Origin of the sequence: Paenibacillus glycanilyticus NBRC 16618 (assembly GCF_004000805.1) — a bacterium.
Lineage (GTDB): Bacteria > Bacillota > Bacilli > Paenibacillales > Paenibacillaceae > Pristimantibacillus > Pristimantibacillus glycanilyticus.
Window position 1 is genome coordinate 184,111 of the sequence record NZ_BILY01000008.1, and the last position, 25,978, is coordinate 210,088.

Consider the following 25,978-nt stretch of genomic DNA (forward strand, 5'->3'; position numbering starts at 1 on the left):
TTTGAACCGCGTCCGCTGACGTTGATGGGAAGTGCTGGCGCCTTGACAAAGGCAAGCAATTTCATATATTATCTATAAATGAATGCATGGGCGTACGGTTTTGTGTCACCCTCAGAAATACGTTCGCTGATATACCAGCGGCTGAACTGTTTATCAGGCTTCGAAGATTTCGAGCATAGAGCGTATTCGGCGAAACACAACCCCATCCTCAAAAATACAATTTTGAAGGAGTTACACAACTCATGTCCCGTTATACAGGTCCTAAATTTAAATTAAGCCGCCGTCTTGGTATTTCCTTGAGCGGTACTGGCAAAGAATTGAAACGTCCATTCCCTCCAGGCCAACACGGTCCTAACCAACGCAAAAAGCTTAGCGGTTATGGCGTTCAATTGCAAGAAAAACAAAAACTGCGTCACATGTACGGCTTGAACGAGAAGCAATTCCGCAACTTGTTCGACAAAGCGGCTAAACTGAAAGGTATCTCCGGTGAAAACTTCATGGTCCTTCTCGAAAGCCGCCTGGACAACCTCGTGTTCCGTCTTGGTTTCGCTAACTCCCGTGCAGGCGCACGTCAGTTGGTATCCCACGGTCACGTAACGGTTAACGGCAAAAAAGTCGACATCGCTTCCTTCACAGTATCGACTGGCGACGTAATCGGTCTGCGCGAGCGCAGCCGTGGTCTGAAATCGATCAAAGAAGCGATCGAAGGCCGTCATCACCTGCCGAACTACCTGGAATTCAACGATACAGCTGTTGAAGGCAAATACGTTCGTCTTCCAGAACGCGCTGAGCTTTCCCAAGAGATCGACGAGAAACAAATCGTCGAGTTCTACAGCCGTTAATCGCTTGACTCGGAAACCCCGGGAGCTTATGCTCTCCGGGGTTTTTACCGTTTACTTCATAGGTTAAACCTATAAAGAAGATAGATATTATATATTTCACTTATATGGCTAAAGGAGGTAAAACTAAGGTATAACCGATCGGAGGCGATGAAACATGATCAATCAAGGCACGCAGGCATGGAATCCCGGGACGTACGATACGCAGCTCGGGTTTGTATCAAAGCTCGGCAAAGGCATTCTGGATTGGCTGGATCCGCAGCCAGGAGAACATATTCTGGATCTGGGCTGCGGTACAGGCGATCTGGCCGTTGAAATCGCCGGATCGGGCGCGAAGGTAACCGGAATGGATCAGTCGGAAGCCATGATTGCGTCCGCAAGAAGCAAATATCCGGATATTACCTTCATCGTTGGGGACGGTGAGCAATTCCGCTTCGAGGCTCCGTTTGATGCCGTTTTCTCGAACGCGGCTCTGCACTGGATGACAAATGCCCGCGGTGTTATTGAATCCGTTCGGGATTCCTTAAAGGGCGGAGGAAGGTTTGTTGCCGAATTTGGCGGCAAGGGCAATGTAGATGTTTTTGTCCAGGCCTTTTACGAGGTAATGCCGCGATACGGCATAGATCCGGCTGAACGGAACCCTTGGTATTTCCCTTCGATTGGCGAATATGCAAGCCTGCTCGAACAAAATGGGTTCGAGGTCACAATTGCCGAGCATTTCGACCGACCTACTCCTTTGCCGGAAGGAGAAAAAGGGGTAATGCATTGGCTGGACGGATTCGGGGATGCTTTCTTCAAAGACCTCGATAACGCCGATAGAGAGTCTGCCAAGCAAGAGGTATACGAGGCAGCCAAACAGAAGCTGCAGGTCGTCAGTGGGGTTTATCAAGCTGATTACAGACGGATCCGTATATCTGCCGTGAAATTATAGAAAACCTATTCTATAACGGCAAAAGAAATCCCGGAGAGGCTCCTATTGTCCTCTCCGGGATTTATATGTTTCGTTATTCTTTTTTCTCCACAGGCTCGGCAGGCTGCGGGATTTGCACAGGCGCCTCTGCGGCAGCTGCCACAGGCTGAGTTAGAGAACCGGATACCCGGGACGTTAAGTTTTTCATCAGGGAGTTGACATCAATTCCGGATACGTTTTTCAGCATCTCCGGTGCTGTCGCCATTAAGCCGGTTACGTAATTGCTTAAGCGGGCAGCCCCTTCGCCATGACCGGTATCTACAACCGTCAGCTTGTCGATGCCTTTAATCGGCTCTGCCACTTTGCCCGCAAGCTCAGGCAGCATTTTTACGATGATATCGAGAACCGCAGCTTCGCCAAAGCTTTCGAACGCTTGAGCAAGCTTTTCCTTCGCTTCCGCCTCGGCAAGACCGCGCAGACGGATAACCTCGGCTTCGGCTGTACCTTTCGCGCGTTCCGCGTCGGCGATCGCAAGACCGTCCAGACGCTTCTGCTCGGCAAGCGCCTTCGCTTCCGATTCGATGCGGTATTGCACCGCATCCGCTTCGCGGAGCTTTTTGGTTTTATCCGCTTCGGCCGCTTGTTCGACCGCATAACGGTCGGCTTCGGCTTTTTTCTTCACTTCCGCATCATACTGCTTCTCGCGGCGCAAAATTTCTTTCGCTTCCAGGTCAATCTCGCGTTCTTTCCGGACGAGCTCAACCTTCATCTGCTCTTCTACCACGCTCTGCTTCGCGCGCGCTTCTTGAATCGAATAAGCTTGATCCGCTTCCGCTTTCGCCATATCCTGCTCGCGTTTGAAGGAAGCCACCTTCAGTTCTTTCTCTTTGGCAGCTTCGGCGATATTAGTATCGCGCAGAAGCTCGGCCTTTTGTCCTTCTTCCTCGGCAATCGCCTTCTTAATCCTGGAATCTCTTACGGCCTCCGCTTCCGCGATATCCGCATCGCGTTTTACGGCAGCGATACGCGGTTTACCAAGGGCATCGAGATATCCATGCTTATCCCGCAAATCCTTGATCGTGAAGGAAACGATCTGCAGGCCCATCTTTTTCAAATCCTTGGCTGCGACGCCCTGCACCTCTTGCGCGAATTTATCGCGGTTCCGGTAAACCTCTTCTACCGTCATCGTACCGAGAATAGCCCGGAGATGACCTTCCAGCACCTCTTGCGCTTCGCTCTTCAAAGCTTCGGTTGGCTTGCCCATGAACTGCTCGGCAGCCGTCGCCACATCCTCAACGATACCGCCGATTTTGATAATCGCGACACCATCCGCCATTACAGGTACGCCTTGTTCCGTGTATACTTCCGGAGTAGAGACGTCCAGCTTGTGGGAGAGCAGCGACAGAAACTCTGCCTTCTGGAAGATGGGAAGGATAAAGGCGCCTCCGCCGCGGACGATTTTAATTTTACGGCCGGTTTCATCCGCGCTTACGTTGCGGCTTCCCAAGAAGGAACCCGTTACGATCATCGCTTCGTCTGGGCTTACGGTACGGTAGCGCGCCCAAAAGGCAATACCGAGGATAACGAATACGGCAACTACAATAGAAGGAATAATAAGATACTCTGGCATGAACTTTCTCCTCTCAGTCTAGCACTTTTTAGTAAGGGTCAAGCTTGGAGACGTACAACGTATTATCTTTTACTTCCACAACAACAACCCGGGAACCGCCTGGTATGTCGTCACCGTCGAAGCTGGCGGCAATCTGGTTGGTATATCCCGCGCCAGCTTTGACAAGCACTTCGCCGTAGCCCTTGGATGGGATGGCCGTAATCACTTCGGCGATCTTGCCGCTTAGGTCCTTTTCCGAGAGCGCAATCGAATTTTCGCTTTCGCTCATCGGCTTTACATACAGGAAATAGCCGCTGCCGCCAATAACCACGCCTCCCGCAAGAGCAAGAATAAATACGGCTGCGAGCCCAAGCGACGTGTAATGCGCAAGCAGCAGCCCTGCACCGCCAAATGCGGTAATTCCGCCAACCAAGGTTGTCGGATTAAGCCATGGATGACCGTCCAGCGACAAAAAATCAAGAATTCCGCCCAGCGCGTGACCGATCAAATCCCCAAGCAGAGCGCTAATGATGGCATATAAAGCTCCGCCAATGAGACATCCCCAATATACCGCCTCCAACTTCCTCCTCCTCTCACAGCAACCATATGCTGTTAATTCATACGCGTATCCCCCCGCTTTTGTTTCGGAAAAATGGGAGATTTCTAATCGCAGGCTTCATTTTTTTAATTTTTTCAAGCATTTGCAGTAAAACTATTCTAATTACGCATACAACTTTTCTTGGCTTTCAACGTCTATATAGACGCAAATGCTGCTTAAGGCGTCCGTCGGCGAAAGCACGCTGCCGAAATTAATCATTTGGGCAATATAACAATACGTGAAGCATACTTCGTTACGATTTGACATCATTCGCCGGCATCTCCATGTCTACCAACGCATTTCAGCTTTACTACCACAGGGCTACAGGGAAGTCAATCATGCTAGTGCTCCAAATAAACGTTCTGTGTTATAATAGGTTCTGGTCATTTAGAGGGGGAATTTGTACATATGCAAGAAGAAGATCGCAAATCGCCGCCCCGCAGGAGCGGATGGCGTACTTTCGGAATCATATCATTGATGACTGTCAAATGGCTCATTTATTTCGGCATTTTTATCGGTTTATTAACCGGCGGGGCTTTAACCGGCTATGTCGCCTCGCTTGTCAAAGACGAAGCGGTGCGTCCTCGCACATTAATCGAGGAGAAAGTAAACGAAAATTCGATTACGGGATATGTGTATTTCAATGACGACACGCTGGTCGGACAGCTCCGGACCGAGGAGGACCGGACGCCAATCGAATACGACGATCTGCCTCAGCAGGTTATCGATGCCGTGCTTGCCATTGAGGATAACAACTTCATGCATCACAAAGGCGTCGATATCAACGGTCTTGGACGGGCAGTGAAACAGAAGCTATTAAATGAAGAAACGCAAACCGGCGGCAGTACGCTGACGCAGCAGCTGGCTCGGCGCGTATTCCTCAGCTTGGACAAGACGGACAGCCGTAAAGTAAAAGAGATGTTTCTTGCACTCCGCATGGAGCGTTATCTGACCAAAGGCGAGATTCTCGCCGCTTATTTGAACAAGGTCCCGTTCGGCAACGGTTCTAGCGGCTATAATCTATACGGTATTAAATCGGCAGCCCGGGGGCTGTTCAATATCACCGACCTTAATCAATTAAATATTGCTCAGGCTGCTTATCTGGCCGGCCTGCCGCAGCGCCCTTCGGCCTATACCGCGTTCACGAGCAAAGGACAATTCGATGAGGAAGGCTTCCAGCTTGCTATTGAACGCCAAGGCACCGTACTCTCGCAGATGCTGAAATTCGGACGGATTACGAAGCAGCAATACGATGAAGCAAAAGCTTTTGATATCCGCTCCTCCCTCGCACCTCCATCGGAAAAGGCATATACGACTTATCCTTACCTGATGCTGGAGGCGGAACGCCAGGCTGCTGAAATCCTGGTTCTTCAGGAGAATCCGAAGCTTACCCAGTCGGACCTGAAGAAGAAAGAAAACTCCGCGCTTGTAGAAGATGCCCGCCAGCGTCTGCTCAACGGCGGTTATCATGTCTATACTACGATTGACAAAGAGATCTACAAGATCATGCACGATATCGCGGCAAATCCTAAGAATTTCTCCGCCTTCAGCAAGGAGAAGGGTCTCGAGCAAACAGCTGCCGTCATGATCGATCACAAGACCGGCGCGATTCTGAGCATGCTGGAAGGCCGTGACTTTTACGAGGAGCAAATGAACTTTGCCACTCAGATGACGCGTCAGCCAGGCTCGGCGATGAAGACGATCGCCGCCTATCTGCCAGCTATCGATAAAGGACTCATTCAACCTGCAAGCATTGTTGATGATGCTCCCGTGGTACTGAAGGACGGACAAAAAGGCTTCCATATTCCGAAAAACTCGACGAACAGATACCTTGGGCTTGTGACGGCGCGCGAAGCGCTTAACCGCTCGCTCAACCTGCCGGCTATCAAGATCTTCCTTGACGATGTTACGATCAAAGGCGCATGGAGCTTCGCGCGCGATCTTGGCATTACGACCTTGCAGCCGCAGGACGACAATGCGCAGACCGGCGTAATTGGCGGTCTCAGCATCGGGGTTTCGGTTGAAGAGCTGACGAATGCGTATGGCGCGATTCCGAATAAAGGCGTCTTTAATGATGCTTACATGATTTCAAAAATTACCGATTCGCAAGGAAAAGCGGTTTACGAGCATAAAGCTGCTCCAAAGCAAGTATTCTCGCCGCAAACGGCATTCCTGGTTACCGACATGCTGAAGACGGTCGTATCGAGCGGCCAAGGTACCGCTCATTCGTTAACTTCCGACTTCAAGCAATACGGTAAAATTCCGATCGCAGGCAAAACCGGTACGACGCAAAGCTACGGCGACGTATGGTTTATGGGCTTCACCCCGGATGTTACCCTTGGCGTTTGGGCAGGTTACGAAGAGCAAATTCATACCTTGTCCGACCCTGGCAAGAAGCGGGCACGCTCGATCTGGGCGCTTATGATGAATGAGATTACAAAAGCTAAGCCCGAGCTCTTCCCGACGAAGGAATTCGAACGTCCTTCCGGCCTTGTGAAAGCTACGGTATCCAGCGCAAGCGGCAAGCTTCCAAGCCAGCTGACGAAGGAATCCGGCATGCTTGTCACGGACTGGTTCAATCAGAAGTATTTGCCGAAGGAAACCGATGACGCTTTGGTGAAAATGGCATATATTCCGTTCAACGGCGTCAACTATGTACCTAATCCGGCTACACCAAAAGACATGGTGCGCGAACGAATCGTTATTAAGCGGAAGAAACCGCTGGATGAATTAATGGATGAAATCAGGGCGGCGCAAGAGAAGCTTCCGGCAAGCAGCAGAAAATCGCTGGAATCCTATTTGCCTGCCGATGCGGATACCAATGCGCCATCCAAAGTGGATCCGCGGGTAGATGACGGCAATGCGCCAAATGCGCCAAGCAATGTGAAGCTGCAATCTATTGGATCCGGAGTCGTTATGCTGACCTTTACAGGCGGCACCGAGAAGGATATTGTAGGCTACCGGGTTTATCAATCCGTAAACGGACAGCCTGCCCAAAAGGTTGGGGATTCCATTCTCGTTGGCGATGAACTGAAAGCAAAAATGACGGTATCCGGCAATCAAGGCTACAGCTTCTATGTCACTGCGGTCGACGTAGCCGGCAAAGAATCTGCGGCAAGTCAAGTCGTTACATTCGGAAAAGGAGCTGTAGAGCTTCCTGGCCTTCCTGGTTTGCCTGGCGATAACACCAACACCGACAACGGCAGCAACACGGGTACCGAGCATCCGGATCTGGCTCCGCCTTCCTCACCAAGCGGCTTGGCTGCAGCACCAACTGATTTGAGCGTGCTGCTGATTTGGAACGCAAATGCGGATGCCGAATACGTTACGACTTATCATGTATACTTCAGCGCAAATAACGACGGTAAATACGTTGAGGTCGGAAAGACTCAAAAACCAAGCTTTGAATATGCTTCACCGCTTACGACCGGTACCTTCTACGTCATTGCGGAGAACGATACCGGCAAATCCCCTCCTTCTCAGCAAGTAAAGGTTGGGAAATAACGAAGCAGATTGAATAAAACATTTAAATGGCTGACTGCGCATTTGAATGTTCTTCCGATCGCTGTTGTACCCGGATTCCTTGAACAAGTTTATCAGGGTGGGAATCCGGAGTACAAAGGCGAACGTAAAAGCTTTCTGAAAGAAAGCTACTTCGTAAGCATAATCCCGCTTCTCCAGAATCATTCAAACTGCTCCGTTAAGAAAATGAACAGAAAAAAGCGCCACGGATAAATTCCGTGGCGCTTTTGTTTTATATAGGATTAGTCCTCGATAGTCGACAGGTCGCCTGTTGGGAGGTTAAGCTCCCAAGCTTTGAGAACGCGGCGCATGATTTTACCGCTTCGCGTCTTCGGCAGCTTGTCTTTGAACTCGATTTCGCGTGGCGCGGCATGAGCCGACAATCCGACTTTTACGAATTGCGCAATCTCGGCCTTCAGCTCATCCGAAGCCGTATAGCCCTCACGAAGGGCGATAAACGCTTTAATAATCTCGCCGCGCATGGGGTCCGGCTTGCCGATTACCCCCGCTTCCGCGACCGCTGGATGCTCTACAAGCTTGCTCTCTACTTCAAACGGGCCTACCCGCTCACCGGCAGTGTTGATGACATCATCAATACGGCCTTGGAACCAGAAGTAGCCGTCCTCATCCATATAAGCAGAGTCTCCGGAAATGTACCAGCCTTGAATACGGAAATATTCCTCGTATTTCGAAGGATTGTTCCAAATTTTCCGCATCATTGATGGCCATGGCGTCTGTACGGCCAGGTTACCCATGCGATATGGCGGAAGCTCGTTGCCTTGATCGTCGATAATCGCCGCTTTGACGCCTGGCAGCGGTTTACCCATCGAACCCGGCTTGATATCCATGGACGGATAGTTACAGATTAGCTGACCGCCGGTTTCCGTCATCCACCATGTATCATGGATGCGTTGATTGTAAACCTTCATTCCCCAGCGCACAACCTCCGGGTTAAGCGGCTCGCCAACGCTGAGCACGTGACGCAGGCTCGACAGATCGAAGGAGCTTGACAGGTCGTCCCCTGCTCCCATCAGCATACGGAATGCGGTTGGGGCACTATACCATACCGTTACGCCGTACTTCTGGATCGTGCCATACCAGTCGCTTGGACTGAAGCGTCCGCCGCGGATCACGTTTGTCGCTCCGTTCAGCCATGGCGCAAAGACGCCGTAAGAGGTTCCCGTAACCCAGCCCGGGTCAGCCGTACACCAGTAAATATCGCCTTCTTTCAGATCCAGTACGATTTTACCCGTGTAGTAATGCTGAATCATGGCGTTCTGTACGTGGAAGACCCCTTTAGGCTTGCCGGTAGAACCGGATGTGTAGTGGAGAATAAGGCCATCTTCGCGATCAAGCCATTCGATCTCGGCTTCTTCCGAAGCTTGCGCCATCTCCGTGTTGAAGTCGACGATAACATCGTCAGCCGCTACATTGTCGCCAAAGACAAAAATATGTTTCAGATTAGGCAGCTCGTCACGTTTAATTCGCGGAAGAAGAGCAGGCGTCGTAATAATCGCCGTAGCTTCGCTGTCCTGCAAGCGGTCTTTGACTGCCGTCTCCATAAAAGCTTCGAATAGCGGGCCTACAACGGCACCTACCTTCAGGACGCCTAATAGGCCAAAATACAATTCCGGCGTGCGCGGCATAAAGATAAATACCCGTTGTCCCTTGCCGATGCCGTATTTCCGCAATACATTCGCGAACCGGTTCGACTGCTTGCTCATTTGTTCATACGTATAAGATTCATCGCGCGCGCTGTCGCTGTAGTAAAGAGCGATATTCGCGCCTTTACCGGATTCCACATGACGGTCAATGGCTTCGTACGCCATGTTTACTTTCCCTGTCTCATGCCAGCTGAATTGGCTTTCAATCTCTTCCCATTTGAAATCATTCGATGCTTGCTCGTAATTCTTAAGATTCGGATTTGTTGCCACTGCTGGAATTCGTTCTTGATGCAAGTTGATCATTCTATCACTCTCCCATCAAATCTGTTAAACATTAACCGCAAAGAATACGCTTTCAATTGCTAGCCGGATCTTGCAGGCAAACAAGCCGTCCATCAATCGCATCTTTCCCGGTTACTCAACCGCCACAACAATTATAGCATAATGACTTTCCATTCGACTATGCTTTTCATTTTCCCCGATGTTTGCTATAACCTTAAATATAAGGGAGCTCACGGCCTCGGAAAGGAGATACCGTTATTGGAGCATCGCAAAATGTATCAACGGCAGCAGATAGAATTGCAGGACGGCCGAATCTGCATCATTGAAGGTCCCGTCTCTCCGGAGTCCTTGCAGACACTCGCCATGCATGCCGATCTGGACGCGTTCAGGCGGCCCAAGGATCAGCATGAAGCACTGGTGGAGATTGCAGGTCTTGAAGAAGGACGCATTATTTTAGCCCGCGTAGACGAGCTGATAGTCGGCTATGTCACCTTTCATTACCCGGACGAGCTGGAACGCTGGTACGAAGCCGGCATGCCGGATTTAGTTGAACTCGGAGCCATTGAAGTAGCGGATCAATACCGATCCTACGGGCTCGGCAAAAAAATGATTCAATTGGCTTTCGCAGACGGACAGCTTGAAAATATGATCGTCTTTACCACCGAGTATTACTGGCATTGGGATTTGGAAGGGACAAAGCTGAGCGTATGGGAGTACCGGGGAATTATGGAGAAGCTGATGAAATCCGTCGGCATGGTCTGGTACGCAACCGATGATCCGGAGATTTGCTCGCATCCCGCAAACTGCTTGATGGTACGCATCGGCAAAGAAGTACCACAGGAATCCGAAGAGCAGTTCGACCGAATCCGCTTCAGGCAGCGTTTCATGTATTAGCGTGTTTTTATTTGGGAGGTTAAGAAGTGACTAACGCAATATTCGTTCATCATTCTGACAGTACCCGTTATCAATTTGGAGAGCAGCATCCGTTTAGCCCTTTTCGTATTGCTCTAACGCTTGATTTGCTGCATGCCGCGGGAGCACTCCAACAGGATCAAATGAACTCCCCTTCCGCGACGGCAGACGAGGAGCTGCTTGCGCTCGTTCACCGGGCGGATTACATCAATACCGTTCAGCAGCTAAGCGCGGAGAGCCCTGCCCAAGAAGCGGCCGCGGCTGCCGGAAAATACGGACTTGATACGGAGGACACACCCTTTTTTCCCGGAATGCACAACGCGGCGGCGACTATAACCGCCGGCTCCGTTCACGCTGCTGAACTCGTCATGAGCGGCCAAGCTGTTCATGCTTATCATATGGCCGGCGGCCTGCATCACGCCTTTCCTGACCGCGGTGCGGGGTTCTGCGTCTATAACGACGCTGCCGTTGCTATTCAATACATACGCCAAACCTATGGCGCGCGCGTCTTGTATATCGATACGGATGTCCATCACGGGGACGGCGTGCAATGGAGCTTTTACCATGATCCCGATGTCTGCACCTACTCCATTCATGAAACCGGCAAATTCCTTTTCCCCGGAACCGGATTTGTCCATGAGAAAGGAGCAGACACCGGTTACGGAGCCTGCTACAATATTCCGATGGAGCCTTACACGGAGGATGACTCCTGGCTGGAATGCTTTCGCAGCTCGGTAACAAAAATCGCCGAAGCCTTCAAGCCCGATATTATCGTAAGCCAACATGGCTGTGACGCGCATGCGTATGACCCTTTATCGCATATTCATTGCAGCATGAGAATCTATCAGGAAATGCCGATGATCATCCACGAGCTTGCCCACAAGCATACGGAGGGTCGCTGGGTTGCTCTAGGCGGCGGCGGTTACGACTGGTGGAGGGTTGTCCCCAGAGCCTGGTCGCTTGTCTGGCTGACGATGACGGATCATCCGATCGTAGACCGGCTAATCCGTCATGAAGACGTTCCGCTGCCACAAGCCTGGCTGGATAAATGGTCCGCCTCAAGCCCTGATCCCCTTCCCGCAAGTTGGCTGGATGATAGAAGTCAGCTCCTGCCTATTCCGCGGAGAGCAGAAATTGAGAGCAAAAACCGCCAGACCGTAGCCATCGCCATTCAAGATCTATGAGAAACCAACGTATCTGAAAATAAAAAAACGCCCGTACCTTTCGGAACGGACGTTTTTTGCGTTAAATATGCTGAATCATGTCATCTATAATCGCATAAGAATTGTTGGCTGCCGTTACCGTAAACTCCGCGTAATTCACATGCGCCGAACCGTCAGCTTTATCCGACATCGAGCGGATAACAACAAACGGTACTTCATTCAAATCGCACACATGCGCGACCGAAGCGCCTTCCATCTCCGCACATGCGCCCTGCATGTTCTCATACAGCTCGCGAACCGTATCCCGGCTTGCGATGAACTGATCGCCGGACAATACTTTACCAATCAAGCTACGCCCTTCAAACAGACGCTCGCTTGCTTCCGATGCAAGCTTCACGAGCCGTTCATCGGCCGTGAACTCCGAACGCTCCTGATAAGGAATAACCCCTTTGGCGAATCCAAGAGGCGTTACGTCCATATCATGCTGCACGCAGATGGAAGAAACGACGATATCACCGATATTGAGACGCGGATCAAGCGCCCCTGCTACCCCGGTGAATAAGACGCTGTCAACACCCAGATCAATCAGAATCTGCGTGCAGACAGCCGCGTTAACTTTCCCTACACCGGATTTGCAGAACACAACCGTCTTCCCATGAAGCTGGCCTTCGTAATAGGTAATGCCAGCTTTCGTTACGCTGTTTGTTACATGAACATTTTGATGCAACAGCTCGATCTCTTCGACCATTGCGCCAATAATACCGATTTTATTAAAAGCCATTATGCTTGCAAACCTCCAACGGATTGCCGAACAACGATTTCATGCGGCAAAACCACTTTCGCGTGTTCAACAACTTCCTTCTTCATCAGCTTCGTGAGCAGACGCATCGATACCGCGCCAATATCATACATCGGCTGGGCAACGGCGGTCAGCTGCGGACGAACCATCGACGCCATACGCGTATTGTCAACACTGATTACCGAGACATCGTCAGGCACTTTCAGACCGGAGTCTTGAATACAGTGAATGGCGCCAATAGCCATTTCATCCGTAGCTGCAAACACGGCGGTAGGACGCACCGACAGATCAATGAAATATTTCATGGCTTCAACACCCGATTCGTAACGGTAATTACCCGTGCGAACCAGCGTTTCATCGTATGGAATTCCCGAGTCTTCAAGCGCACGCTTGTACCCTTGGAAACGGGCATAACCATTGGCCGGATCCTGCAGCGTACCGCTGATCATCGCAATACGTTTGTGGCCTTCCTGAACCAGCTTGCGCACGGCGTCGTAAGCCGCTTCTTCATGGTTAATGTCAACAGAAGGAATTTGACCGTTCTCATCCGTTGTTGCGCAAAGGACGATTGGCACATTCGCCGTCTTGAACGCCTGCATATGCTCTTCCGTCACAGCGCCGCCCATAAAGAGCAGCCCGTCCACTTGCTTTTCCAAAAGCGTGTTGATTACGCGGATCTCTTTATCCTTCTTCTTGTCCGCGTTACACAAAATAATATTATAATGGTACATATTCGCAATATCTTCAATACCACGCGCAACCTCGGCGAAATTCGCATTCGAAATATCCGGAATGACAACGCCGACCGTCGTCGTTTTCTTGCTGGCCAAGCCCCGAGCAACCGCATTTGGACGGTACCCGAGTCGTTCAATAGCCTCGTACACCTTTTTGCGCGTTGCCGGCTTCACGTTCGGATTGTTGTTCACAACCCGAGAAACCGTAGCCATCGATACTCCTGCTTCTCTTGCTACATCATAAATGGTAACCGTCACGGTACTTCTCTCCAATATCTCAAATTTTATTTACGTTCGCTGCATATTAACGTAATCATACGACAAAATATTACTTTTCGCAATGTTAGCGCATGTCTGGCGTCAATCTGTGCTTCATCATGCAGCGAATGGAGAGTGATATTCCCGTATGGCTTATGTATGCATGGACCGTCTGCTAAGTTGAGATAGCCTTTTGTTAATATCAGCAATCCATTCCTCATCATGAAGCGATTGCGCAATCAGATGCAGGTCGAGCAGATTGTTGATGCGCTCTTGCGTCAGCCGTTCGATATGATACGGATCCGGCTGGTTTTTGTCTTCACTCGCTTCTACGAGCAGGTCTGCCCATTCGTTGCATTCATTAAACAAAAATGTTTGCTTCGGCGGCTCCTGACCCAGCTTTGCGATGAGTCCGGTCAGATCCGGCTTCACATCGGGAAGTACTTCGCTGCGGCTGCATACCGAGCATGAATAGATCGGAACATTGTCGATTTCGACTTTCCCCGAATAAATCACTGTACGCAGTTTCATCTTCATGATGTCACCGCAATGACACCTTTTCTGCACTTTAGTCCACTCCCTTTACGCGCTTCTCTTCCGTTCCTCTTTTTCTATTTCGAGATGCGTAAAGGATTCGACCTTTTCTGCATAAAATCCTGCTTATCCGCACTATGTAATTTTTACTATGGAGCGACTTTCCGCCAGCGCTTCTTCAAGAATGGAATCGATACCAGAATGACCCAAATGGCCGCCCCGATCATATCGTTCCGAATATCCATCACATCGGGCATCCTGCCGCCAACAAAGGATTGATGGTATTCATCCGTCACTCCGTAAAGACCGCACCCGATAATTATCGACAGCTTGAAGAGGAGACGGTCGCCCTTTTGTCCAAGTCCGTAATCGAAAGAGGCAGCCAATATAAAGTAAGCGATGAAATGCCCCCAGTCGAAGCTTGCCATATGCGGGAAAAACTTACGGAAGAACGGCAGCATCGTATTCATCTCATCGCCCGTGCGGGAGGAAAATGCGAATATAACCGCCATCCAAATCACGGCCGGCACAAAACGGAGGATCCGGCGTCTGTTCGTTTGATTCATGTGTTCTCCTTCGTTACAATGAATATGAAATAATAAATACGGGAGGAAATCAATCATGTCACTACATAATAAAACGGTTATTTGTCTGCTTGACGACGAGTTCGAGGATCTCGAGCTTTGGTATCCGGTATACCGAGTCCGCGAAGCCGGAGCCACCGTCCTGTATGCCGGCCCGGAAAAGGGCAAGAAGCATATCGGTAAATACGGCGTCCCCGCTGTCGCCGATCTCTCCTTCGACGAAGTAAACAGCGCCGATATTGCCGGCCTGCTCGTTCCCGGCGGCTGGGCGCCGGACAAGCTGCGCCGTTATCCAAAGGTGCTCAAGCTTGTTCAGGAGCTTGATGCGGCCGGCAAGCCGATTGGCCAAATCTGTCATGCCGGCTGGGTTCTCATCTCCGCCAAAATCCTGCAAGGACGCAAAGTCACATCCACGCCGGGCATTCGCGACGATATGGAAAACGCCGGCGCCGAATGGTTCGACGAAGCGGTTGTGGTAGACGGAAATCTAATCTCCGCACGCCGTCCGCCGGATTTGCCTCCTTATGCAAAGGCTTTTGTTGACGCCTTGGAGCAGCAGGCCTAGCCGAAAGCGGCACTAAGACAAAAGGAGCCCTCCGCTAAATCGCGGAGGCTGCCCCTTTCCCGTCAACGGAATCCATAAATTGCTTCAGCTTCTGATGAATGTCCGCGCTTATGCGGCATTCCAGCAGCTGCGGCAGCAGCAAGCGGCTGTCTTCCTGCGTTGTGCAGAGCAGCCGCTCTTTCACTTGCAGAATGGAATGGGAGGACATGCTGATTTCATCCACGTCAAGCCCCAGCCAGATCGGCAGCGCACGCAGGTCACCTGCAAGCTCGCCGCATACTCCAACCTTGATTCCGTTCCGCTTGGCCGCTTCAACCGTCTGCTTCAACATGCGAAGCACCGCAGGGTGAAACGGTTCGTACAGATAACTGATCTCCTCATTCATCCGGTCGACCGCTAGCGTGAATTGAACAAGATCATTTGTTCCGATGCTGAAGAAATCAACCTCCTGCGCAAGCAAATCCGAAAGCATAACGGCAGCCGGCACTTCAACCATAATGCCCACCTGGATGCCCGGATCGTAAGCGATCCCTTCCCTCTCCAGCTCCTGCTTGGCTTCCGCCAGCACCTGGTTAGCCGCTCTTACTTCCTCTACCGACGAAATCAGCGGATACATCACCTTCACTTGCCCATAGCTGCTCGCGCGCAAAATCGCTCTCAGCTGCGTCTTGAACAAGTCCTTGCGATCAAGCGAGATTCGGATAGCCCGGTAACCAAGGAACGGATTGTCCTCTTCCGGAATATTGAAGTAATCAAGCTGCTTATCTCCGCCGATATCCAGCGTCCGGATAATAAGCGGTTCGCCTGCCAGCTTTTCGGCGACGCTTTTGTAAACCTCGAACTGCTCCTCTTCCTTAGGGAAACGGTTCCGGTCCATGTACAGAAACTCCGTGCGGAACAATCCAACGCCATGCGCGCCGCTCGACAACGCGACTTCCAGCTCCTTCAGGGAGCTGATATTGGCCGCCAGACCAAGCACCTTGCCGTCCGGTGTCACCGACTGGTGGCCGGCAATGCCGCTCAGACGATGTCTCGCTTCCGCCTGCCTGGTTTGAAGTTCGGAGTAATGCTGGATTAACGAGTCATCCGGTTCAATGAACAGCAGTCCTTCCGTACCGTCGATAATAAGGGATTGACCGGTCTGGATCGGCTCCTCCAGCTTGGCTTCTACCCCTACGACTAGCGGTACGCCAAGAGCGCGGGCCATAATGGCGGAATGAGAGGTCGAGCTTCCGGCAAGCGTCACAATGCCAAGCACGTTGTTCGGGTTGATATGGGCCAGCTGGGAAGGCGAAAGCTCCCGCGCAATCAGAATAAAAGGCTGGGTATCCGATGGGAGAGTAATCTCCGGAGCGCCAAGCAGATGCTTGAGCAAGCGGTTCCCGACATCCTTGATATCGAGGGCGCGTTCCTTCATATACTCGTCATCCAGCAGATCAAACATCGTGACGAAATGATCGATGGCTTCCTTCACCGCAACTTCCGCCGCTTTATACTGACGCTGAATGATCCCCTGAATCTCGTTCATAAACACCGGATCGTCCAAAATCGCGAGATGCGCATCGAAAATTTGCGTTTCGTCGGAACCAACCACTTCTCTGAGCTCATCTTTGATCTGTTCGATCTCATGCTTGGATGTACGTATCCCCTCGTAGACTCGCTCGAATTCACGGGCGAAATCCGCTACATCCACTCGCTGCTCGGGAAATTCCCACTCCCAGTTCGGCAGCACAAAAGACTTCCCGATCGCAATGCCGGCCGAAGCTCCTATTCCTTGTATCATGGTTTTTCCCCTCCACCATTTCTCTCTTTAAGGACAACGGATAAAACCGAAGACTGCCCCTTCTTCACTGCTTTAAAAGGCGCGAAGCGCCAGGAATGAACAAGATCCGAATTGGTAATAACCATCGGCGTAGCAAGAGATTTGCTTTCCTTGCGGACGCGCTGCAGATCAAAGCGCACGAGCATGTCGCCCGGCATAACCTCCTGCCCCTCCTCGACAACCGCTTTGAAATACGATTTTCCGGTCAGCTTGGAAGTGTCGATACCGATATGAAGCAGAACCTCAAGCCCTTCCTGCGTGCGAATGCCTACGGCATGCATCGTTGGGTACACGATCATTACCGTGCCTTTAACAGGCGATACAAGCTCGCCTTTCTCGGGAATAAAGGCAACGCCTTGTCCAACCAGCTTGCCTGCAAATATCGGATCGGGAACATCCTCGAGCGGAATCATGCGTCCTTGCACAGGCGAGCTGAACAGCACCTGCTCCTGGTCGCGTTGAATCGCTTTTAGCATCTCTGCCCGGATTAATTCCGAGTACGTACCGAATACGACCTGAACGTTACCTCCGCCGAGTCTAAGCACCCCTGCCGCCCCCAGATTTCTCAAGGCATTGTTATCGAGCAGCTTCTCGTTGGAAACTTTAAGGCGAAGCCTTGTAATACAGGACTCCATCTGCACAATGTTGTCTTTGCCGCCGATTGCCTGCAGGATAAGGGGAGCTCGGTAAGGAATGTCGCCCGCCCATTCGTCGAGCTGCGAGCCTTCCTCGCGGCCCGGGGTAGGAATCCGGAACCGGTTGATTGCCCAGCGGAACACCACGTAATACACAAGTCCAACTACAATCCCGATCGGGATCAGCAGCCAGCCTCTTGTAGCCAGATGTTCGTTAATAATGTAGTCGATAACGCCGCCGGAGAAAGAGAATCCGTGCCGGATACCCAATTCATAGGTGACCCACATAATAATGCCCGACAAGATCGCATGCACCACAAATAAATAAGGCGCAACAAACAAAAAGGCAAACTCGACAGGTTCCGTGACTCCTGTCAGAAAAGAGGCCAGAGACGCATAAAGGAACGTCTTCCGGATCTTTGGCTTCAAATCTTCCCTGGCCTCGTGAATGATGGCGAACGCGATAGCCGGTAAAGCAAACATGACGATCGGATACATGCCGGCCATAAATGCCCCGGCAGTCGGGTCGCCTGCGAAAAACCGCGGCAAATCGCCGTATACCATCGATCCGTCCGCCGTCTCGTAGCCCCCCACCTGGAACCAGAACACATGGCTGAGCAGGTGATGAAGACCAAACACAACTAGAATCCGGTACAAGAATCCGAACAAAAACACGCCAAACCCGCCGCCGGAAGCGACGATATCGCCGAGCCCCTCCAGCATGCGCTGAATTAACGGCGCAACGCCGATCATGGCCATGGACAAGATAACGGTTACAACACTGACGAATAAAGGCACAAACCGCGGCCCGCCGAAAAACTGTATATACTCCGGTAATCGCAGGTTCTTAAAACGTTCGTAACTGAAGCCGGAAATCATACCGATAATGGAACCTACAAACACGGTTGGTTCGATTTGCGGATCGGCCGTTCCCGTGACGCCAACATAAATTACCATCCCCGCGAGCGCAGCCATACCGGCTGCCAGCGCGTTGCCCGTTAAACCCAGCGATACGCCTAGGGCAAAGATATAGGGAAGAAACGTGAAAATCGCATGGCCTGCGGCCTGCAAATAGTCCGCGGTATCGGGAATTCCAAGAAGATCCCATGGCAGCTGGCTTAGAAATAAAAAGATTGCCGCAGCGGGAAGTACGATCATAGGCAGCATAAAAGCCCGTCCAAGCTGCTGAAACCTTCCTAGAAAATTCACTTTTTCACCTCCTAAAAAGAATTATTGCGTTTTTTGCGATAATTCTTGCATCGTAAGCATTCGCTTAAAGAATTATTGCGTTTTTTGCGATAATTCTTGCTTCGTAAGCATGTACTTACGCGTTTGCGATAATTCTTCTTGCCTGATCCTTTTCTCTATAACGATGGTAAGGCGTTCAGGCTTTTTTGTCAAAGCAAAGACGGGCCTTGATGGCCCGCCAATGTAAGGTATAACTTAAAAGGCACTGTTTAGGTTGTCTGCTTCCCATGGGGCAGAAGAATCGAATCCTCCACCTTGATGCAGCGGTCCATAATGACCTGAAGTCCACCTTCGGATGCAATTCTCGCCGTTTCGTCATTCGCGATGCCAAGCTGTAGCCAAAGTGTCTTCGCACCGATAGCCACGGCTTCTTCCGCAATCGGAGGCGTATGCTCGGGACGGCGGAAGACGTTCACGATATCAACCGGCTCCGGAATATCTTTGAGAGAAGCGTAACTCTTCTCGCCCAGAATGGTCTCGGCAGCGGGATTTACCGGAATGATGCGGTAGCCCTTCTTTTGCATCGCCTGCGATACCATGTAGGATACGCGGTCCGGCTTGTCGGACAATCCCACGACGGCAATGGTGTTGCTCGCTTGCAGAATTTCCTTGATTTCATCTCGGGTCGGATTTTCAAATGCCATAATCAGCGCCTCGCTTTCATCCTTTTTCCTTTATTCTACCCATTCTACGTTTGCGCCTAACGCTTTCAAATGATCAAAATAAATCGGATAAGACTTGGCAACATGATGCGCGTCGCGGATCCTGATTGGATTTTTGGCGCGCAGGCCAACAACGGTGAGCGCCATAATAACGCGGTGGTCATAATGGGCATTAATCTCTACGCCGCCTTCAACGCCTTCCGGACGGCCGTGAACGATAATCTCGGCTTGGCGTTCTTCTACATTAGCGCCTGCTTTGCGCAGCTCGTTCAAGTAGTCCGTAATCCGGTCGCATTCTTTGTAACGCAGATTCTCAACGTCGTAGAAGCGCGAAGTGCCTTCGGCAAAGACCGCCGCGGCAACCATCGCGAGAACCGCATCCGTTGCTTTATCGCCATCGAACTCAACCGCTTTAAGCTTGCCGTTGCCTTTAACGTGAACGATGCCGTTCTCGTGCGTAAGGGGTACTTCCATCATGCGCAGCACGTCAACGACCGCGCGTTCGCCTTGCTTGCTGTTCTCAGCCAGACGGTGAACGATGACGTCCGAATTCGTTACCGCAGCCGCAGCAAGAATCGCCGCCGAACCCGGGTAGTCGCCTTGAACGACATATTTCTTCGCTTCGTATTTCTGGTTGCCCGGTACGCGATAATGCATGAGATCTTCGCTGGCGTGAATCACGATGCCTGCCTGCTCAAGCACTTCAAGCGTCTGTCCCACAACAACCTTCGATTTCAGATCATGCAGCACTTCGATCTCGCTGTCTTCCGGGAGAAGCGGAGTAAGGAACAGGAGCGCGCTCAGGAATTGCGAGCTGACGTTGCCGGATACTTGAATTTTGCCGCCTTTTGGCGCTCCGCCCTGGATGCGGATTGGCAGCTTGCCTTCGTTATGTTCAATCTTTACGCCCATTTGGCCAAGCGCATCGATCAGATCGTTATGCGGGCGTTTGCCCAAGGAATCCGGATAACGGTTAATGAAAGTAACATCCGGGCACAGCGAAGCAATGGCCATCAGAAAACGCAGTACCGCGCCGGCATTGCCAACATCCAGTTGATCTACCGCTTTCGGATTTTTGCCAAAGCCCGTGATGACGATTTTCTCGTCGTCCTCTTCCACGATTGCACCCAAATCGCGGATGCAACGGCGCATCGCGTCGCTGTCTTCACTGTGAGCCGGGTAATAGATGGTGCTAGTACCATCGGCAAGAGCAGCGACTAGCAGGTAGCGAGTCGTATAGTTTTTAGAGGAAAGCGCTTGAATTTCCCCTTGGAGTGTTGGAGTAGGTGTAACAATTACGTCCATTATGCAGCAATTCTCCTTTTAATTAGAGTGGTTCGTTATTTCTCCCGCAATGCCTTCAATATCGCCTCGGCCGCTTCATGCGGCGTTAATGACGTCGTATCCAATCGGAGATGAGCGAAATCGTAAGCATTCTTGCGCTGCTCCATAATCCGGTGAACGTTGGCTGCAATATCGCCCTGCAGCAACGGACGCGACGTATCGGATTTCACCCGATCGATAATATGCTCCGCATTTGCCGTAAGCGCAACGACGAAACCATGCTTCAGCATGGCTTCCCGGTTCTGTTCCATCAGCACGCAGCCGCCGCCTGTCGCAATAACGGAGCTTTCCTCCGCTTCCAATAACGATGCCAGCACTTTGCTCTCGATGTCGCGGAAGCCCGCTTCGCCAAGAGTCTCGAACAGACTCGAGATCGTTCCTTCGCGCTCTACAATCACTTCGTCCGAATCGTAACGGGACCAGCCAAGCTGCTCTGCAAGCAATCGGCTGACGGTGGATTTGCCCGTTCCCATAAAGCCTACCAATACAATTTTGCTTGTGCGTTGCTTCAATGCAAGAACTCCCCTGTCTTCTTTTCCCCTGCATACATGCTTTTCCACAACATCATATCATTTTTTATCAGGTATAGGGTATAAAAATGTTGCATATGCCGTATGGATGATAATGATGCATATTTCATAAATAGGAGTGAAAAGGCATGACCACTGAATCGAATTTGCCTGATAGCCGCCTGACCAACGAAAGAATTGACCGAATCCTGAGTCCCGATCATCCGTTATGCCGCGAAGACGTGGTCTGGATGCTTGAATATATTAAAAAAAAGGTGGCTGACGGGGACCCTGCACTCAGGGACCTTTCGCAGCCACGCTTATTGAAAAACTTTCATTATTTCGCCGAAGCCTCCATGCTGCTGATCCGCCGCAAGCATTACTCCGAACAGGAGGCTACCCGCCTGCGGAATTGCCTCATCGAAGCTTCATACGGGCTAAAATAATCAAACCGGATTAGGAATTCATCCAGTTGTAGTGGAACGTACCTTCTTTGTCCAGACGTTTGAAGGTATGCGCACCGAAGTAGTCGCGTTGCGCTTGCAAAAGGTTTGCAGGCAGACGCTCAGAACGGTAGCTGTCGAAGTACGACAATGCGCTTGCGAATGCTGGCACCGGTACGCCGTTAGCTACAGCTGTGCCAACCACTTCGCGCCATGCGCCTTGGTACGAATCAACGACACCTTGGAAGTAAGGGTCAAGAAGCAGATTGCTCAGGTTAGGATCGCGGTCATAAGCGTCCATGATGTTTTGCAGGAAGCGCGCACGAATGATACAGCCGGCACGGAAGATCTTTGCGATGTCGCCATAGCGAAGGTTCCATTCGTATTCTTCGGAAGCTGCGCGCATTTGCGCGAAGCCTTGCGCGTACGAGCAAATTTTCGAAGCGAAGAGCGCTTTGCGAACGGATTCGATGAATGCTACTTTGTCGCCTTCGAAAGGTTTTTTCACAGGACCGTTCAGTACTTTGCTAGCTGCGATGCGCTCGTCTTTCATAGCGGACAGGAAGCGGGTAAATACGGATTCCGTGATGATCGACAGTGGCACGCCAAGGTCGAGGGAGCTTTGGCTTGTCCATTTGCCGGTACCTTTTTGGCCAGCGGAGTCAAGGATAACGTCAACCATAGGCTTGCCAGTCTCAGGATCGTATTTGGAGAAGATGTCAGCCGTGATCTCGATCAGGTAGGAGTCGAGTTCGCCTTTGTTCCACTCCGTGAAGATGCTGTGAAGCTCTTCAGCGTTCAGGTCCAACGTGTTTTTCAGCAGGTCGTAAGCTTCGCAGATGAGCTGCATGTCGCCGTACTCAATGCCGTTGTGAACCATTTTTACATAGTGGCCCGCACCGTCCGGACCGATATATGTGCAGCAAGCGTCGTCGCCGACTTTTGCCGAAATAGCTGTAAGGATAGGCTCAACCAGCTTGTAAGCCGATTCTTGGCCGCCTGGCATGATCGAAGGACCTTTCAGGGCGCCTTCTTCACCGCCGGATACGCCAGTACCGATGAAGCGGATGCCTTGCTCTTCAAGAGCTTTGCTGCGGCGAACCGTGTCAGGGAAATAAGCGTTGCCGCCATCGATGATGATGTCGCCTTTGTCCAGATGCGGAACAAGAGCGTCGATTGTTGCGTCAGTACCTGCGCCGGCTTGTACCATGATCAGGATTTTGCGAGGAGATTCGAGCGATTGCACGAACTCTTCAACTGTGTATGCAGGAACAAGATTCTTGCCTGCGGATTCTTTGATCAATTCATCTGTTTTCTCACGGGAACGGTTGTACACCGATACAGTGAAACCTCTGCTCTCAATGTTCAGGGCAAGGTTTTTACCCATAACGGCGAGGCCGATAACGCCAATTTGCTGTTTAGCCATTTGGTTCTTCCATCCTTTTCTTTATAATATGGTGGTCTTCAATAGTCTTATATTACTCCTTTTGCAAGGAGATGAAAACCATTTGCGCGAATTTGTCGGCATTCGTCCATTAGTTTTCCTGACCGCTTTAGAAAGTTTACCTTATATTGCGGAGAAATGCTAACCAGAAAATGAGAATTCCGAACAGACAAAAAAACGAATCAATCAAATGATTCGCCAGGAACCATCCGTTGATTCGTTTTTGGGAAAAAAAATTATCTATGAGATCTCAAAGCTCCAGCTGCAGCATTTCCGAACGTAGCAGTACCAGCTTTTCCTTCGACTCGGCGACGGCTTCCTCGTTGTTCTCCTGGAGTGCGTCGAACAGAACCGTCAGCTCATAATCCAGTTCATAGCGCAGCACCGCCGCGCGTTCCTCGGCACGCTTGGATTGGAAAGCCTTAATCATTTCCTCTATAGTTACGAATGGCTTCTTTTGATAAATAATCCGATGTTCCATTCCGGACACCTCCACAAGTCGTATTATTTCACCAAACATGATGTTCTCAATGACGATCTGACGATCTTTGATCCGCTTGACTATCGCATGTCCGCGCGTGTCATTAATAAGCTTTTCAAGCAACTCCGACAGCTTCTCGTCCTTAATGGTGTAATCCCCGACGATCTTGTAACGGTTCTTCATCCGCTGAAACCTTAACTTCACGAGCTTACGACCTGTTCGAATTGAAATGAGGAACTGCCCCTCCGTCTCGCTCCAATACAAGGAGTACCCTTCCTGAATGAGATCACGGATGAGGTTCTGGATTTGCCGGCGGTCAAAACGCAGCTCCAAATTGCAATATTCGACTTCGTAGCTCTTATTCACGGCAATCCCTCCTTTCAAGCATTTGACGAAATAGTCTGACAATTTGGTCTTACTTCTATCTTATACTCCATCTTATGATCTGGCAACTTGGATTATTGACTAATTTTAAAGGATTGGCCGTCCAAATCGAAAAAAGGGCAGTCAAGCCGTCCAAAATGTGATGCTTGACCGCCTCTTCTCGCTCATTATGAACCGAAATAGCCCCTTACAAGCTTCAACGCTTCCTCGGTTGATACCTGCAGGTCCTCTCCTCCGATCCTATATCTCAGTTCTACCACCCCGTCGGCCGCTTGTCTTCCGACAACGATCCGGACCGGAACGCCGATCAGATCGGAGTCCTTGAACTTCACGCCCGGGCGCTCGTCGCGGTCATCCAGGAGCACATCAAAACCTGCGGCACCAAGCTCCTCGTATAGCTTGCCGGCAACGTCCATTTGCAACGCGTCCTTGGCGGATACAGGCACGACATGGACCTGATAAGGCGCCAACTCAAGCGGCCAGCGAATTCCCTGCTCATCATGATGCTGTTCCACAACCGCGGACATGACGCGGGATATTCCGATTCCGTAGCATCCCATGATGATCGGCTTCTCCGATCCCGCAGCGTCAAGGTAATTCGCCTGCATGACTTCGCTGTACTTGGTCCCGAGCTTGAATACTTGCCCCACCTCAATCCCCCGGAACATTCGCAGCTTCCCTTCGTCGCAATTCGGACATCCATCGCCCGGTACGGCATTGCGCACGTCGCCCAGCCGGGTCATCTCAAAATGCACGCCGGGACGGACATGCTTCCAGTGGTAATCCGATTCATTCGCGCCTGCTATGGCCGAACCGATATCGGCGGCGGAACAATCAACAATAACCGGAATGCTTAATCCGATTGGTCCGGCAAAGCCGATTGCCGCGCCAGTCAATCTCTCCGTCGTTTCCTGGTCGGCGAGCTCCAGCATATCTGCCTGCAGCAAGCCTGCAAGCTTGATTTCGTTGACTTCATGATCGCCCCTTACGATTACCGCGACAGGGTTGCCATCGGCAATGAACAGCAGCGTCTTTAGCATCTTATCCGCGGAAGCATCCAGCGCCTGAACAAGCTCATCGATTGTCCGGATGTTCGGAGTATGGATTTTCTCCGGCTCAGGGTAAGCATCGGATTCTTCGGTGCTTATTGCCGTTTCAGGTATCCTGTACCCGGCTTTCTCGAGATTAGCCGCATATTGACAGCGGTCGCAGACTGCGATTGTATCCTCGCCGATATCGGCAAGCGCCATAAATTCATGGGTGCCGCCTTCTCCGCCTATGGTCCCCGCATCCGCTTCCACCGGCCGGAAACGCAGACCGCAGCGGGAAAATATCCGGTGATAAGCGTCATACATCCTTTGATAGCTTTCATGAAGCCCTTCCCAGTCTTTATCAAAAGAATAGGCATCCTTCATCAAAAATTCCCTGCCGCGAAGCAAGCCGTAACGCGGTCTCTTCTCATCCCGGAATTTAGTCTGGATCTGGTATAACGTAACCGGAAGCTGCCGGTAAGAATTTATTTCCCCGCGAACCAGATCCGTAATCACTTCCTCGTGAGTAGGACCCAGTGCGAACTCGCGGTCATGCCTGTCCTTTAGCCGGACCAGCTCGGGTCCGTATTTCTCGTAGCGGCCGGACTGCCGCCATAGATCGGCGGGCTGCATCGCGGGCATAAATACTTCCTGGCAGCCGGCATTATCCATCTCCTCCCGAATAATCTTCTCAAGCTTGCGCAATACGCGGCGGCCCGTTGGCAAATACGTATAAATTCCGGCAGCAAGCTGCCTGATCAGGCCTGCGCGCAGCATCAGCCGATGGCTGATTGCTTCCGCTTCGGAAGGCGCTTCACGCAAGGTTGGCATTAATAGTTGACTTTGACGCATAGTTCTCACTCCCGACGATTGATAGAAAAACAAAAAAGAGCACATTCGCAAGGGACGAATGTGCTCGTGGTACCACCCTTTGTTAGCCGGGGCAGCAACGCTGCCGGCTCTCTAAATAGATAACGGGATTCTCATCCCGGCAAAGACCAA

General features: G+C 51.2%; 23 protein-coding genes. 7 read left to right on the forward strand and 16 right to left on the reverse strand.

Features of this window, described 5'->3' with window-relative positions; genetic code table 11:
- The first annotated feature begins 242 nt into the window (after positions 1-242).
- Together rpsD and PGL01S_RS08630 are read left to right on the forward strand one after the other, a co-directional pair.
- Entirely contained in the window at positions 243-842 is a 600-nt protein-coding gene (rpsD, locus tag PGL01S_RS08625; protein ID WP_127493491.1) for a 30S ribosomal protein S4, read from the forward strand.
- Between the two features lie 154 nt (positions 843-996).
- Positions 997-1,770, forward strand: a complete 774-nt coding sequence (locus tag PGL01S_RS08630; RefSeq protein ID WP_127493494.1) for a class I SAM-dependent methyltransferase — start codon at positions 997-999, stop codon at positions 1,768-1,770.
- A gap of 73 nt (positions 1,771-1,843) precedes the next feature.
- Here PGL01S_RS08630 and floT read toward each other — a convergent pair whose 3' ends face one another.
- From floT to PGL01S_RS30780, 3 genes are all read right to left on the reverse strand, one after another.
- Positions 1,844-3,379, reverse strand: coding sequence for a flotillin lipid rafts scaffold protein FloT (floT, locus tag PGL01S_RS08635; protein ID WP_127493496.1), 1,536 nt, complete (start codon positions 3,377-3,379; stop codon positions 1,844-1,846).
- Positions 3,380-3,407: 28 nt separating this feature from the next.
- A complete protein-coding gene (locus PGL01S_RS08640) occupies positions 3,408-3,938 on the reverse strand; it encodes an NfeD family membrane protein (RefSeq protein WP_127493498.1) in 531 nt (176 codons plus the stop codon).
- 141 nt (positions 3,939-4,079) lie between these two features.
- Positions 4,080-4,226, reverse strand: a complete 147-nt coding sequence (locus tag PGL01S_RS30780; protein WP_164775414.1) for a hypothetical protein — start codon at positions 4,224-4,226, stop codon at positions 4,080-4,082.
- 138 nt (positions 4,227-4,364) lie between these two features.
- On the opposite strand from PGL01S_RS30780, the gene PGL01S_RS08645 reads away from it, so the two are divergent.
- Positions 4,365-7,460: a penicillin-binding protein 1A gene (locus PGL01S_RS08645; RefSeq protein WP_127493501.1), complete on the forward strand. Its 3,096-nt coding sequence runs from the start codon at positions 4,365-4,367 to the stop codon at positions 7,458-7,460.
- A 260-nt stretch (positions 7,461-7,720) separates the two neighbouring features.
- Here the strand turns inward: PGL01S_RS08645 and acsA are convergent, their stop codons facing one another.
- Complete coding sequence (acsA, locus tag PGL01S_RS08650) at positions 7,721-9,445, reverse strand: acetate--CoA ligase (protein WP_127493503.1); 1,725 nt, start codon at positions 9,443-9,445, stop codon at positions 7,721-7,723.
- Positions 9,446-9,682: 237 nt separating this feature from the next.
- Here acsA and PGL01S_RS08655 point away from each other — a divergent pair, with 237 nt between their 5' ends.
- Both PGL01S_RS08655 and PGL01S_RS08660 read left to right on the forward strand, forming a co-directional pair.
- The gene (locus PGL01S_RS08655; RefSeq protein ID WP_127493505.1) at positions 9,683-10,318 is read left to right on the forward strand and encodes a GNAT family N-acetyltransferase; all 636 of its coding nucleotides are present in this window, start codon (positions 9,683-9,685) and stop codon (positions 10,316-10,318) included.
- A 26-nt stretch (positions 10,319-10,344) separates the two neighbouring features.
- The gene (locus PGL01S_RS08660) at positions 10,345-11,520 is read left to right on the forward strand and encodes an acetoin utilization protein AcuC (RefSeq protein ID WP_127493507.1); all 1,176 of its coding nucleotides are present in this window, start codon (positions 10,345-10,347) and stop codon (positions 11,518-11,520) included.
- A gap of 61 nt (positions 11,521-11,581) precedes the next feature.
- On the opposite strand, the gene PGL01S_RS08665 is transcribed toward PGL01S_RS08660, so the two are convergent.
- The 4 genes from PGL01S_RS08665 to PGL01S_RS08680 form a co-directional block, all read right to left on the reverse strand.
- Positions 11,582-12,280, reverse strand: coding sequence for a 5'-methylthioadenosine/adenosylhomocysteine nucleosidase (locus tag PGL01S_RS08665; protein ID WP_127493509.1), 699 nt, complete (start codon positions 12,278-12,280; stop codon positions 11,582-11,584).
- A complete protein-coding gene (ccpA, locus tag PGL01S_RS08670) occupies positions 12,280-13,290 on the reverse strand; it encodes a catabolite control protein A (RefSeq protein ID WP_127493511.1) in 1,011 nt (336 codons plus the stop codon). Before ccpA ends, PGL01S_RS08665 begins: the two co-directional genes overlap by 1 nt.
- A 153-nt stretch (positions 13,291-13,443) precedes the next feature.
- Positions 13,444-13,857, reverse strand: coding sequence for a hypothetical protein (locus PGL01S_RS08675; protein ID WP_015845371.1), 414 nt, complete (start codon positions 13,855-13,857; stop codon positions 13,444-13,446).
- Between the two features lie 116 nt (positions 13,858-13,973).
- Positions 13,974-14,390 (reverse strand): VanZ family protein, encoded by a 417-nt coding sequence (locus PGL01S_RS08680; protein WP_127493513.1) that lies wholly within the window; start codon positions 14,388-14,390, stop codon positions 13,974-13,976.
- Positions 14,391-14,445: 55 nt separating this feature from the next.
- Between PGL01S_RS08680 and PGL01S_RS08685 the strand changes: the two genes are divergently transcribed.
- A complete protein-coding gene (locus PGL01S_RS08685) occupies positions 14,446-14,973 on the forward strand; it encodes a type 1 glutamine amidotransferase domain-containing protein (RefSeq protein ID WP_127493515.1) in 528 nt (175 codons plus the stop codon).
- 34 nt (positions 14,974-15,007) lie between these two features.
- Here the strand turns inward: PGL01S_RS08685 and ptsP are convergent, their stop codons facing one another.
- The 5 genes from ptsP to PGL01S_RS08710 form a co-directional block, all read right to left on the reverse strand.
- Positions 15,008-16,756 carry a phosphoenolpyruvate--protein phosphotransferase gene (ptsP, locus tag PGL01S_RS08690; protein ID WP_127493517.1) on the reverse strand — a complete coding sequence of 583 codons (1,749 nt, stop codon included), beginning with the start codon at positions 16,754-16,756 and terminating at the stop codon, positions 15,008-15,010.
- Complete coding sequence (locus PGL01S_RS08695; RefSeq protein WP_127493519.1) at positions 16,753-18,639, reverse strand: glucose PTS transporter subunit IIA; 1,887 nt, start codon at positions 18,637-18,639, stop codon at positions 16,753-16,755. The genes ptsP and PGL01S_RS08695 overlap by 4 nt, the downstream gene beginning before the upstream one ends.
- Before the next feature lie 248 nt (positions 18,640-18,887).
- The gene (locus PGL01S_RS08700; protein ID WP_127493521.1) at positions 18,888-19,322 is read right to left on the reverse strand and encodes a CoA-binding protein; all 435 of its coding nucleotides are present in this window, start codon (positions 19,320-19,322) and stop codon (positions 18,888-18,890) included.
- A gap of 30 nt (positions 19,323-19,352) precedes the next feature.
- Positions 19,353-20,645, reverse strand: coding sequence for a 3-phosphoshikimate 1-carboxyvinyltransferase (aroA, locus tag PGL01S_RS08705; protein ID WP_127493523.1), 1,293 nt, complete (start codon positions 20,643-20,645; stop codon positions 19,353-19,355).
- Positions 20,646-20,680: 35 nt separating this feature from the next.
- On the reverse strand, positions 20,681-21,196 hold the full coding sequence (locus tag PGL01S_RS08710) for a shikimate kinase (protein ID WP_127493525.1): 516 nt from the start codon (positions 21,194-21,196) through the stop codon (positions 20,681-20,683).
- 146 nt (positions 21,197-21,342) lie between these two features.
- Here PGL01S_RS08710 and PGL01S_RS08715 point away from each other — a divergent pair, with 146 nt between their 5' ends.
- Positions 21,343-21,639, forward strand: a complete 297-nt coding sequence (locus PGL01S_RS08715; protein WP_127493527.1) for a hypothetical protein — start codon at positions 21,343-21,345, stop codon at positions 21,637-21,639.
- A 10-nt stretch (positions 21,640-21,649) separates the two neighbouring features.
- Here the strand turns inward: PGL01S_RS08715 and gnd are convergent, their stop codons facing one another.
- From gnd to PGL01S_RS08730, 3 genes are all read right to left on the reverse strand, one after another.
- Positions 21,650-23,062, reverse strand: coding sequence for an NADP-dependent phosphogluconate dehydrogenase (gene gnd / locus PGL01S_RS08720; RefSeq protein WP_127493529.1), 1,413 nt, complete (start codon positions 23,060-23,062; stop codon positions 21,650-21,652).
- A 268-nt stretch (positions 23,063-23,330) separates the two neighbouring features.
- Complete coding sequence (locus PGL01S_RS08725) at positions 23,331-23,927, reverse strand: YkzI domain-containing protein (RefSeq protein ID WP_127493532.1); 597 nt, start codon at positions 23,925-23,927, stop codon at positions 23,331-23,333.
- Between the two features lie 185 nt (positions 23,928-24,112).
- Entirely contained in the window at positions 24,113-25,828 is a 1,716-nt protein-coding gene (locus PGL01S_RS08730) for a proline--tRNA ligase (protein ID WP_127493534.1), read from the reverse strand.
- Positions 25,829-25,978: the final 150 nt, after the last annotated feature.